The following is an 11,969-nucleotide window of genomic DNA, read 5'->3' on the forward strand; positions in this document are numbered from 1 at the left end:
CCCCTTCGCCCAGGCCAGGCAGACGCCAGCAAGACGCTGGGGCGACGGCTGCATGCATAGAGGCTTCCGTGTCTTGAAGGGTCAGGTGGGAATGGCGCCCCAAATACAAGGGCTGTACAACCCCGCGTATGAGCACGACTCGTGCGGTGTCGCGATGGTGGCGGACATCCATGGGCGTCGCAGTCGCGACATCGTCGACAAGGCGATCACGGCACTGTTGAACCTGGAGCACCGCGGGGCCCAAGGCGCCGAACCGAACACTGGTGACGGCGCGGGCATCCTGCTGCAGGTGCCCGACGCGTTCCTGCGTGCCGTCGTCGACTTCGAGCTCCCCGAAGAAGGGTCCTACGTCACCGGCATCGCGTTCCTCCCGCAGTCGTCCCGGGATGCCGCTGCCGCGTGCGAGTCCGTGGAGAAGATCGCCGAGGCCGAGGGCTTGACCGTGCTCGGCTGGCGCGACGTGCCGACCGACGATTCCTCCCTCGGTGCGCTCGCTCGCGACGCCATGCCGACGTTCCGTCAGGTCTTCATCGGTGGCGCTTCCGGAATGGACCTGGAACGCCGCGCCTACGTCGTGCGCAAGCGGGCCGAACACGAGCTCGGCACCAAGGGCCCGGGTCAAGACGGTCCCGGCCGGGAAACCGTCTACTTCCCAAGCCTTTCCGGTCAGACGTTCGTCTACAAGGGCATGCTGACCACGCCGCAGCTCAAGGCGTTCTATCTGGACCTCCAGGACGAGCGGCTGACCAGCGCGCTCGGCATCGTCCACTCCCGCTTCTCCACCAACACGTTCCCGTCGTGGCCGCTGGCACACCCGTTCCGGCGCGTTGCCCACAACGGCGAGATCAACACCGTCACCGGCAACGAGAACTGGATGCGCGCACGTGAGGCGCTCATCACCACCGACGTGTTCGGCTCCTACGCCGACGTCGACAAGATCTTCCCCGTCTGTACGCCCGGGGCATCGGACACCGCCCGCTTCGACGAGGTGCTCGAGCTTCTTCACCTGGGTGGACGCAGTCTCCCGCATGCGGTGCTGATGATGATCCCCGAGGCGTGGGAGCGCCACGAGTCGATGGATCCCGCCCGGCGCGCCTTCTACGAGTACCACTCGTCGCTCATGGAGCCGTGGGACGGCCCGGCCGCCGTGTGCTTCACCGACGGCACGGTGATCGGCGCGGTACTCGACCGCAACGGGCTGCGTCCGTCGCGCATCTGGGTCACCAAGGACGGGCTCGTCGTGATGGCGTCGGAGGCCGGAGTGCTCGACCTGGACCCGTCGACGGTGGTCAAGAAAATGCGCCTGCAGCCGGGCCGCATGTTCCTGGTCGACACGGCGCAGGGGCGCATCGTCTCCGACGACGACATGAAGGCCGAGCTCGCTGGCGAGCAGCCCTATCAGGAATGGCTCGATGCGGGCCTGTTCAAAATCGACGATCTCCCGCAGGGCGACTACGTTCGCATGCCGCACGATCGCGTCGTGCTGCGGCAGCAGGCCTTCGGCTACACCTACGAAGAGCTCAACATGCTGGTTGCGCCGATGGCGCGCAACGGAGCTGAGGCGCTCGGCTCGATGGGCACGGACACCCCGGTGGCCGTGTTGTCGGCGCGCCCACGGATGCTCTACGACTACTTCCAGCAGCTGTTCGCTCAGGTGACCAACCCGCCGCTGGACGCCATCCGCGAAGAGGTCGTGACGAGCCTGCAGGGCACAGTCGGCCCGGAGGGCGACCTGCTGAACCCGAACGCGGACTCTTGTCGCCAGATCGTGTTGTCGAACCCGATCCTGCGCAACGCCGAACTGTCGAAGCTGATCTGCGTCGACCCCGACCACGAGATCCGCGGCCACAAGCACGGACTTCGCGCGGCGGTCATCCGCTGTCTCTACCCAGTGGCCCGTGGCGGCCAGGGGCTCAAGGAGGCGCTGGACGACGTGCGCGCCAAGGTCTCCTCGGCCATCCGCGACGGCGCGCGCATCATCGTGCTGTCCGACCGTGAGTCGAACGAATCGCTCGCCCCGATCCCGTCGCTGCTGAGCGTGTCGACCGTGCACCACCACCTGGTGCGCGATCGCACCCGTACACAGGTCGGGCTCGTCGTGGAAGCAGGCGACGCCCGCGAGGTGCACCACATGGCCGCGCTCGTCGGCTTCGGCGCTGCCGCGATCAACCCGTACATGGCGTTCGAGTCCATCGAGGACATGGTGGACCGCGGCGTCATCGCGGACATCTCGAGCGACAAGGCCAAGGCCAACTACACCAAAGCTGCAGGCAAGGGCGTGCTGAAGGTGATGTCCAAGATGGGCATCTCGACGCTGGCGTCCTACACCGGCGCGCAACTGTTCCAGGCCATCGGCATCAGTCAGCAGGTGCTTGACGAATACTTCACCGGGCTGAGCTGCCCGGTCGGTGGCATCGACCTCGACGACATCGCCGACGATGTGGCCACGCGGCATGCACTGGCCTACCTGGACCGCCCCGACGAGCGCGCACACCGCGAGCTCGAGGTCGGCGGCGAGTACCAATGGCGCCGCGAGGGCGAGTACCACCTGTTCAATCCCGACACCGTGTTCAAGCTGCAGCACGCCACGCGCACCGGTCAGTACTCGGTCTTCAAGGAGTACACCCAGCTCGTCGACGACCAGAGCGAGCGGTTCGCGTCGCTGCGCGGCCTGCTCAAGTTCCGCACGGGTGACGACGCCGTGCGTCCTCCGATCCCGTTGGACGAGGTCGAGTCCGTCAGTGACATCGTCAAACGGTTCTCCACCGGCGCGATGAGCTACGGCTCCATCTCGGCCGAGGCGCACGAGACCCTGGCCATCGCCATGAACCGGCTTGGCGGCCGGTCGAACTCGGGTGAGGGCGGCGAGAGCGTCAACAGGTTCGAGCCCGACGAGAACGGCGACTGGCGCCGCAGCTCCATCAAGCAGGTTGCCTCGGGCCGGTTCGGCGTTACGTCGCACTACCTGACCAACTGCACTGACATCCAGATCAAGATGGCGCAAGGCGCGAAACCCGGTGAGGGTGGCCAGCTTCCGGGCCACAAGGTCTATCCGTGGGTGGCCGAGGTACGACACTCGACACCGGGGGTCGGCTTGATCTCGCCGCCGCCGCACCACGACATCTACTCGATCGAGGATCTGGCACAACTTATCCACGATCTGAAGAACGCCAATCCTTCGGCGCGCGTGCACGTCAAGCTCGTCAGCGAGAACGGCGTCGGCACCGTCGCCGCGGGCGTATCCAAGGCGCACGCCGACGTGGTGCTGATCTCCGGGCACGACGGAGGCACCGGCGCCACGCCGCTTACCTCGCAGAAGCACGCAGGCGCACCGTGGGAGCTGGGCCTTGCGGAGACACAGCAGACGTTGCTACTCAACGGACTTCGCGACCGCATCGTGGTCCAGGTCGACGGGCAGCTGAAGACCGGCCGCGACGTCGTGGTCGCCGCACTGCTCGGCGCCGAGGAATTCGGGTTCGCGACCGCGCCACTGGTCGTCGCCGGATGCATCATGATGCGCGTCTGCCACCTCGACACCTGCCCGGTCGGCGTGGCCACCCAGAATCCGCTGCTACGCCAGCGGTTCAACGGTCAGCCCGAGTTCGTCGAGAACTTCTTCCTGTTCATCGCCGAGGAAGTTCGGGAACTGATGGCGCAGTTGGGCTTCCGCACCGTCAACGAGATGGTCGGACAAGTCGGCACGCTGGACACCACACAGGCCGCCGAGCACTGGAAGGCCCACAAGCTGGACCTCGGCCCGGTGCTGCACGAGCCAGAGTCGGCGTTCATGAACCAGGACCTGTACTGCAGTTCGCGTCAGGACCACGGGTTGGACAAGGCACTCGATCAGCAGCTGATCGCCCAGAGCCGCGAGGCGATCGACAATGGCACGCCGGTCAGGTTCGCCACGAAGATCGCCAACGTCAACCGCACGGTGGGCACGATGCTCGGCCATGAGGTGACCAAGGTCCATGGTGGACAAGGGCTTCCGGACGGCACCATCGACATCACCTTCGACGGTTCGGCGGGCAACAGCTTCGGTGCCTTCGTACCCAGGGGCATCACGCTGCGGGTATACGGTGACGCCAACGACTACGTCGGCAAGGGATTGTCCGGCGGTCGCCTGGTGGTGCGGCCGTCCGATGACGCGCCCGCGGATTACGTCGCCGAGGAGAACATCATCGGCGGCAACGTGATTCTGTTCGGCGCCACCAGCGGCCAGGCCTTCCTGCGCGGCGTGGTCGGCGAGCGCTTCGCCGTGCGCAACTCGGGCGCGCACGCGGTGGTCGAGGGCGTCGGAGATCACGGTTGCGAGTACATGACCGGCGGCAAGGTCGCCATCCTCGGTGCGACGGGCCGCAACTTCGCCGCTGGTATGTCCGGCGGCATGGCCTACGTCTACGACCCCGACGGCGCGCTGCCCGACAATCTCAACGCCGAGATGGTCGAACTGGAACGACTCGACGACGTCGACATCGAATGGCTGAAGAACATGCTCGTTGCGCACGTCGACGCCACCGATTCGGCGGTGGGCCAACGCATTCTGTCCGATTGGGAGAATCAACTGAAGCACTTCGTCAAGGTGATGCCGCGCGATTACAAGCGAGTGCTCGCCGCCATCGCCGCCGCCGAACAAGAGGGTGCGGACGAGAACGGTATTGCCACCGCGATCATGGCGGCCGCCAGTGGCTGATCCGCGCGGTTTCCTCAAGATCACTGTGCGCGAGACCCCGCAACGTCGGCCGGTCTCGCTGCGTCTCGGCGACTGGAATGAGGTCTACGAGGACTTCTCCCACGACGCGTTGAAGGGCCAGGCCTCCCGCTGCATGGACTGCGGGATTCCGTTCTGCCACAACGGGTGTCCACTGGGCAACCTCATTCCCGAGTGGAACGACCTTGTCTACCGGGACCGTTGGCGCGATGCCATCGAACGCCTGCACGCCACCAACAACTTCCCCGAGTTCACGGGGCGGCTGTGCCCGGCGCCGTGTGAGGCGTCGTGTGTGCTTGGCATCAACCAGGATGCCGTGACCATCAAGCAGGTCGAGGTCGAGATCATCGACAACGCCTTCGACAATGGCTGGGTGGTGCCGCTGCCGCCGAACAAGCTGACCGGCAAGAAGGTCGCCGTCGTGGGTTCGGGCCCGGCCGGGTTGGCCGCCGCGCAACAGCTCACCCGCGCCGGCCACGAGGTCACGGTGTTCGAACGCGCTGACCGCATCGGCGGCCTACTGCGCTACGGCATACCGGAATTCAAGATGGAGAAGCGGCAGATCGACCGCCGGCTGGCACAGATGGAAGCCGAAGGCACCCAGTTCCGCCCTGGCGTCAACGTCGGCGTCGACATCACCGCGGCCGAGTTGCGTGCCGAGTTCGACGCTGTGGTGCTGTCCGGCGGCGCGACGGACGCGCGTGACCTGCCGATTCCCGGCCGCGAGCTCGATGGCATCCATCAGGCGATGGAATACCTGCCATGGGCCAACCGCGTCCAACAGGGCGACGAGGTGCTCGACGCCGACGGCCAGCCGCCGATCACGGCCAAGGGCAAGAAGGTCGTCATCATCGGCGGCGGCGACACCGGGGCCGACTGCCTCGGCACCTCGCACCGCCAAGGTGCGGCAAGCGTGCATCAGTTCGAGATCATGCCGCGGCCGCCGGAGACCAGGGCCGACTCGACGCCGTGGCCGACCTACCCGTTGATGTTCCGGGTGTCGTCGGCACACGAGGAGGGCGGCGAACGCGTCTTCTCGGTCAACACCGAGGAGTTCGTCGGATCCGACGGTCACGTCACTGCGCTCAAGGTGCACGAGGTCGTGATGAACGCAGGCAAGTTCGAGAAGGTCGAGGGCAGTGACTTCGACCTCGAAGCCGATCTGGTGCTGCTCGCGATGGGCTTCGTCGGACCCGAGAAGCCGGGTCTGCTGACCGACCTGGGCGTCGAGCTGACCGACCGTGGCAACGTCGCGCGAAACAACGACTTCCAGTCGTCTGTGCCTGGTGTCTTCGTTGCCGGCGACATGGGACGCGGGCAGTCGCTCATCGTGTGGGCGATCGCCGAGGGGCGGGCCGCCGCGGCAGGCGCGGACCGCTACCTGATGGGTTCGACCGCGTTGCCCGCGCCGATCAAGCCGACGGCGGCGCCGCAGCGCTGAGCGCAGTTGCTTGGTGGTGAGCCGTCGGCTCGACCCGCTCCCAGACACCCCAATAGCAACATTGGCCCCATAAGAAACATCAGACTTAATTTGGGCGCGCCTCTTGATGTTAGCCAGATCACAGGTGTCTAATTGTCGGACGGGTTCTTGCGCTAATGTGAGCCCACGGTGCAGCCATCACCGACCGCAGGAGTGAGCGTTATGTACATCAACACGTTGTCCAGGTCCAGAATGAGTCGAATCGCCTGGTCACTGTTCCGTCACCCGGTGAAGTGCCGCGAGTTTCCGGCCAAGCACGAACGTCTGGTCACCGCGGACGAACTCCTGCGCTACGGAGTCTGACCGTCGCCTAGCGACTTCGTGCAGTCGCAGCGATCGCTGCGGTGAGCATTTGCTTAGCCCCCATATCTACTTCTGCGTTATTAAGAGCGGCGTCCTCACGTCAGCCCCGAATCCCGAATCGCCTCCGCTAGCGGCTCCAGCACCGCCACGTCATAGGGCGGCGGCAAGTAGATGATCGCCAGGTCGAGGCCCTCCTTGCCGAGCGCGCCTGCCTCGTCGACGACCTTGGCGTAGTCGCGGTCCTCGCCGAGCCGCACATGCGCGGAGAGCGTGATCTCCTTCGGGTCGCGGCCGATGTCCGCGCATCGCGCAGCCAACACGTCGCGCTTGTGGGCGAACTCCGCTGGTGTGCCCCCGACGAAGTTCCAGTGGTCGGCGTACTTCGCGGTGATGGGCAGCGTGCGCTTCTCGCCGCTGCCGCCGATGCAGATCGGCGGGTGCGGCTGCTGCGGGCCCTTCGGCTCGTTGCGCGCGTCCTTCAGCTGGTAGTACTTGCCGTCGAACGTGGTGGTCTCGTTGGTCAGTAGGCTGGTCAGCACCTGACAGGCCTCTTCGAAGCGGTCGAACCGCTCCTTGATGCTGCCGAGTTCGATGCCGTAGGCGCCGGACTCCTCCTCGTTCCAGCCTGCCCCGATGCCGAGCTCGAGCCGCCCGTTGGAGATGACGTCGAGCGCCGCAGCCATGTTGGCCAGTACCGCGGGATGTCGGTAGTGGATGCCGGTGACGAGCACGCCGACGCGCAATCGCTTGGTGGCCTGCGCCAGCGCGGTGAGGGTTGTCCAACCCTCCAGGCATGGCCCGGTGGAGTCGGAGAAGATCGGATAGAAGTGGTCGAACGTCCAGCCGGACTCGAAGACGTCGATGTCGTCGGCCGTCTGCCAGATCGGCAGCATCTCGGCCCATGTGGTGTTTTGCGGGGAGGTTTTGAAGGCGAATCGCACTCAATCAACCCTAGACCCGCCGATGAGTTTGGGCACTGCGGCCGGTCGGTATGGACATGATCGACATGACTGCCCCCTGCCGAAGCACCGCGAAGATCCTGGACGGCGTGGCCGACGACCAACTCGCCGGACCGACACCGTGCGAGCGGTTGACCTTGAGCGAAGTCGTCGCTCACGTGGGCGGGCTGGGGGTGGCGTTCGCCGCCGCCGCCCGCAAGGACCTCGGTGAGTTGACCGACTCACCGCCCGGCGACGAAGGCTATCTCCTGGACGTCGACTGGCGCGCGCAGTACCCGGCGAACCTCGCTGCACTCGCCGACGCCTGGACGCGCACCGACGCGTGGGACGGCATGACCAGGGTCGGCGGGGTCGACCTTCCAGGTGAGGTGTGCGGCATGGTCGGATTGGCCGAGGTCGTCATTCACGGGTGGGATGTCGCGGTGGCCACGGGGCAGGACTATGCGGTCGACGACGACGTCGCCGAGGCAGTGTTGGCGCACATGGCAGGGTTCGCGGCCGACGGCCCGGTCGAGGGGCTGTTCGGACCTGCGGTCGAAATCGCCCCCGGCGCATGTGCTTTCGATCGCGCGCTCGCGCTCAGTGGGCGTGATCCGGGGTGGCGACTAGGTCGGCGGCACTAGCGAGAACAACTCGGTGCCACACTGGTCCCATGGATCCGGTGAAGGCCCTGCGCCAGATCGCGTTCTACAAGGACCGCGCCCGCGAGGAGTCCCGTCGCGTGATGGCCTACCGCAACGCAGCGGACACCATCGAGCGGCTCGACGACGCCCAGCGCGAGAAGCACGGCAAGGCCAACAGCTGGCAGACGCTGCCCGGCATTGGCCCGAAGACCGCGTCGGTGATCGCACAGGCGTGGTCGGGGCGCGAACCCGATGTGCTCGTCGAATTACGCGCGGCAGCAGGTGATCTCGGTGGCGGGGAGATCCGAGCCGCACTCAAGGGTGATCTTCACCTGCACTCCAACTGGTCGGATGGATCGGCGCCCATCGAGGAGATGATGGCCGCCGCACAGTCCCTTGGCCACGAATACTGCGCGCTCACCGACCACTCGCCGCGGCTGACGATCGCCAACGGACTGTCCCCCGAGCGGTTGCGCAAGCAACTCGACGTCATCGACGAACTGCGCGACCAGTTCGCCCCGATGCGCATCCTCACCGGCATCGAGGTCGACATCCTCGACGACGGGACTCTCGACCAGGAGCCCGAGCTACTCGAGCGCCTCGACGTCGTGGTGGCCAGCGTGCACTCGAAACTCAAGATGGAATCCGCGGCGATGACGAGACGCATGGTGCGGGCCGTGTCGGAGGGATACGCCGACGTGCTCGGCCACTGCACCGGTCGGCTGGTCACGGGTGGGCGCGGCACCCGCCCGGAGTCGCAGTTCGACGCGGAGAAGGTATTCACTGCGTGCCGCGACCACGGCACCGCCGTCGAGATCAACTCCCGTCCCGAACGCCGCGACCCGCCGACCCGGTTGCTCAAGCTGGCGCTCGACATCGGCTGCGACTTCTCCATCGACACCGACGCGCACGCGCCCGGCCAGTTGGACTTCCTGGGCTATGGTGCCCAGCGGGCACTGGACAACGACGTGCCCGTCGACCGGATCGTGAACACCTGGCCGGCCGAACGTCTCCTCCAATGGACCGGAGCCCGCCCATGAACGCCCTGGGGATCGACACGATCGTCACCATCCTGGCGGCGGGCCTGATCTTCTTGCTCGCGTTGGTGCTCGGAATCTGGAAGTACCGGCAGATGGCCACTTCGGAGAACCATCTCGCCCACCCGTACGTGGACATCGCACACCGGGCCGCGCTGCTGTATTCGTTCGCGACGATGCTGGTGGCGGTCTTCGTCGAACTCAGCGCATGGCCCACCTGGGTAAATCTGACCGCGGCCATGGTGTTGGTGTTCTTCTTCGTCGCCGCGATCTTCGAGTACATCGTCCACGGGATGCGCCGCGACACCACCAACCAGTTCGAGCACCCGACCACGGCGCTGACCGTGGGCATGGTCGCCTTGATCATCGGGGAGATTGGCGGATTCGTGGTGTTGCTCGCGGGATTCGTTGCAGGACAACTGTTCTAGTCCGGCAGCATCGGCATCTCGAGGCCGGGATCGCGGCCGAGCAGCACGCCACGCATGACCGCCGCGTTGCCGAAGCGCTGGCGCACCTGGTCGACGGCGCCGTCGAGTGCGGTGAAGTCGACCTGAGGCGGGTAGGGCAACTCCAACTGCTGGGCGCCGTCGCGGTCGATGTTCGACACCGCGAAACCCACTAGTGTCAGCCCTCTTTCGGAGATCAACGGGGCCGAGACTGCCACCAGCGCGCGGGCCGTCGCCAGGACCACGTCCGTCGACGCGGTGGCGCGGGGCATGGTGTGCGACCGCGTGACCCGGGTGAAGTCGTCGAATCGCAGCCGCAGCACGACGGTCCGGCCGGTGCGCTCGGACTTGCGCATGCGCCGCGTGATGCGGTCGATCAGGTTGACGACGATGGCGTCGAGCTCGCTGTGCGACATGGTGTTTCCCGCGCGGCCGACGGCACGCTGCGCGCCCACCGACCGGCGGCGTACCCCGGTGACGACGCGCCGCCGGTCGATGTTGCGTGACAACGCGAACAGCTGACCCCCCATGGCGCCGCCGACCATCGCGCCCAGCGTCGACTCGCTGAGCTCGGCCACGTCCGCGACGGTGTGGATGCCGTGCGCCTGCAATTTCTCCGCGGTCTTGGCGCCGACGCCCCACAGCCGCCGCACCGGAAGCGGGTGCAGGAAGGCCAGTTCCCGGTCCGGCGGGACGAGCAGCAGCCCGTCTGGCTTGCCAACCTGGCTGGCCACCTTGGCGAGGAACTTCGTGCGGGCGATGCCGACCGTGATGGGCAGCCCGACGTCGACGCGGACGCGTTCCCTCAGCCGGGCCGCGATCTGCACGGGGGTGCCGGACACGCGGGCCAGCCCGCCCACTTCGAGGAAAGCTTCGTCGACGGACAGCGGCTCGACCAGGGGAGTGGTGTCCCGGAACACCGCGAACACGTCGGCGCTGGCCTGTGTGTACGCCGACATCCGCGGTGGCACCACGACGGCGTCCGGACACAACTGCCGAGCCTGCCGACCGCCCATTGCCGTGCGCACGCCGTATGCCTTCGCCTCGTAGCTGGCGGCGAGTACGACCCCACCGCCGACGATGACCGGCCGCCCACGTAATGCGGGGTCGTCGCGCTGTTCGACGGAGGCATAGAACGAGTCGAGATCAGCGTGCAGGATGGTCGCCGCGTTGCGCGCTGGGAGGTGTGACTGCACCACGGCCTTACCTCGGGTGTCTTCGACGTAGGAGCTTTATCCAAGGAACTGTCTCACTGCCTACCGACAACGTCTAGAAATGAACCCGCGCCGGGTCGAACGTGGCGATGGCGTCCAGGATGGCGGTCCCCATGGCGGGGCTGCCAGTGTGGCCTGAGTCCTCGATGATCATCAGTTCGGCGTCAGGCCAGGCCTGAGCAAGCTCCCATGCCGTAAGCAGCGGGGCCGACAGGTCGAGGCGTCCGTGGATCAAGACTCCGGGAATGCCCTTGAGACGGTGGGCATCTCGCAACAATTGCCCATCATCCAGCCATGCGCAGTTGGCAAAGTAATGCGTGCAGATGCGCACGAACGCCAGTTTCGCCGCGTCGAGCTTGCCGCCGTATTGACCAGGACTGCCAAGGGTCTCGTGGGCGATCACGGCGTCTTCCCATGCACACCAGTCGTGCGCACCTTGCTGTCGTACCGCGATGTCCGGGTGCTCCATCAGCCGTCGATAGGCCTCGACGAGGTTCCCGTCTCGATCTTGAGCGGGCACCCCGGCACGCAAGCGCTCCCATTCGGCCGGAAGCAACAGGCGCAGACCGTGGTAGAGCCACTCGATCTCGCGCGGCCTGGTCATGGTGACCCCAACCAAGATGATGCCGATCACCCGGTCGGGATGACGTTCGGCGTAGGCGAGGATCAATGTGGACGCCCACGACCCGCCATAGAGCAGCCAACGGTCGATGCCCAGATGCACCCGCACCGCTTCCATATCGGCGAGCAGGTGTTCGGTGGTGTTGTGTGCCATCTCGGTCGATGGATCAGCGGCGCTGGGCACACTGTCACCGCACCCACGCTGGTCGAACAACACGATCAGGAACACGTTGGGGTCGAACCCTTTGTGGGCGCCGCGCGGCTTCCCTGCTCCCGGTCCGCCGTGGACAACTAGCACTGGCCGACCATTCGGGTTACCCCTGGCCTCCCAGTACACGAGGTTGTCCGCACCCACATCGAGCAGTCCGTGGTCATACACCTGCGGCTCGGGAAAGGATCGACGGTCAGACACAACCGAACACGCTAACGCAAGACAGGAGGCAAGCTGGTCGAATCCTCCTTCAGGCAAACGATTCTCGGGCATCAATCAAATCCGCACTTCCGAATTTCCGACCAACACACGTGCGGGCCGCATTGATCGCTGGTAACTTTCGGGCGCTACGAGCGGAGGAAAC

8 protein-coding genes are annotated in these 11,969 nt (G+C 66.1%); 5 read left to right on the forward strand and 3 right to left on the reverse strand.

Annotated elements, in window-relative coordinates:
• Positions 1–91: 91 nt before the first annotated feature.
• Both gltB and SLQ30_RS15355 read left to right on the forward strand, forming a co-directional pair.
• Positions 92–4,693: a glutamate synthase large subunit gene (gltB, locus tag SLQ30_RS15350; RefSeq protein ID WP_319448401.1), complete on the forward strand. Its 4,602-nt coding sequence runs from the start codon at positions 92–94 to the stop codon at positions 4,691–4,693.
• On the forward strand, positions 4,686–6,152 hold the full coding sequence (locus SLQ30_RS15355) for a glutamate synthase subunit beta (RefSeq protein ID WP_319448402.1): 1,467 nt from the start codon (positions 4,686–4,688) through the stop codon (positions 6,150–6,152). Before gltB ends, SLQ30_RS15355 begins: the two co-directional genes overlap by 8 nt.
• 437 nt (positions 6,153–6,589) lie before the next feature.
• Here the strand turns inward: SLQ30_RS15355 and SLQ30_RS15360 are convergent, their stop codons facing one another.
• Positions 6,590–7,435 carry an LLM class F420-dependent oxidoreductase gene (locus SLQ30_RS15360; protein ID WP_319448403.1) on the reverse strand — a complete coding sequence of 282 codons (846 nt, stop codon included), beginning with the start codon at positions 7,433–7,435 and terminating at the stop codon, positions 6,590–6,592.
• Between the two features lie 65 nt (positions 7,436–7,500).
• On the opposite strand from SLQ30_RS15360, the gene SLQ30_RS15365 reads away from it, so the two are divergent.
• Genes SLQ30_RS15365 through SLQ30_RS15375 form a run of 3 tightly spaced genes read left to right on the forward strand, consistent with a single transcriptional unit; the run spans position 7,501 to position 9,541 of the window.
• Complete coding sequence (locus SLQ30_RS15365) at positions 7,501–8,076, forward strand: TIGR03086 family metal-binding protein (RefSeq protein WP_319448404.1); 576 nt, start codon at positions 7,501–7,503, stop codon at positions 8,074–8,076.
• 29 nt (positions 8,077–8,105) lie between these two features.
• The gene (locus SLQ30_RS15370; protein WP_319448405.1) at positions 8,106–9,116 is read left to right on the forward strand and encodes a PHP domain-containing protein; all 1,011 of its coding nucleotides are present in this window, start codon (positions 8,106–8,108) and stop codon (positions 9,114–9,116) included.
• Positions 9,113–9,541 (forward strand): hypothetical protein, encoded by a 429-nt coding sequence (locus SLQ30_RS15375; RefSeq protein WP_319448406.1) that lies wholly within the window; start codon positions 9,113–9,115, stop codon positions 9,539–9,541. Before SLQ30_RS15370 ends, SLQ30_RS15375 begins: the two co-directional genes overlap by 4 nt.
• On the opposite strand, the gene dinB is transcribed toward SLQ30_RS15375, so the two are convergent.
• Positions 9,538–10,758, reverse strand: coding sequence for a DNA polymerase IV (gene dinB / locus SLQ30_RS15380; protein WP_319448407.1), 1,221 nt, complete (start codon positions 10,756–10,758; stop codon positions 9,538–9,540). The genes SLQ30_RS15375 and dinB overlap by 4 nt on opposite strands.
• Positions 10,759–10,828: 70 nt before the next feature.
• Positions 10,829–11,806, reverse strand: a complete 978-nt coding sequence (gene pip / locus SLQ30_RS15385) for a prolyl aminopeptidase (RefSeq protein ID WP_319448408.1) — start codon at positions 11,804–11,806, stop codon at positions 10,829–10,831.
• Between the last annotated feature and the right edge of the window lie 163 nt (positions 11,807–11,969).

Origin of the sequence: Mycobacterium sp. RTGN4 (assembly GCF_033804635.1) — a bacterium.
In the GTDB taxonomy this organism is placed as follows: domain Bacteria; phylum Actinomycetota; class Actinomycetes; order Mycobacteriales; family Mycobacteriaceae; genus Mycobacterium.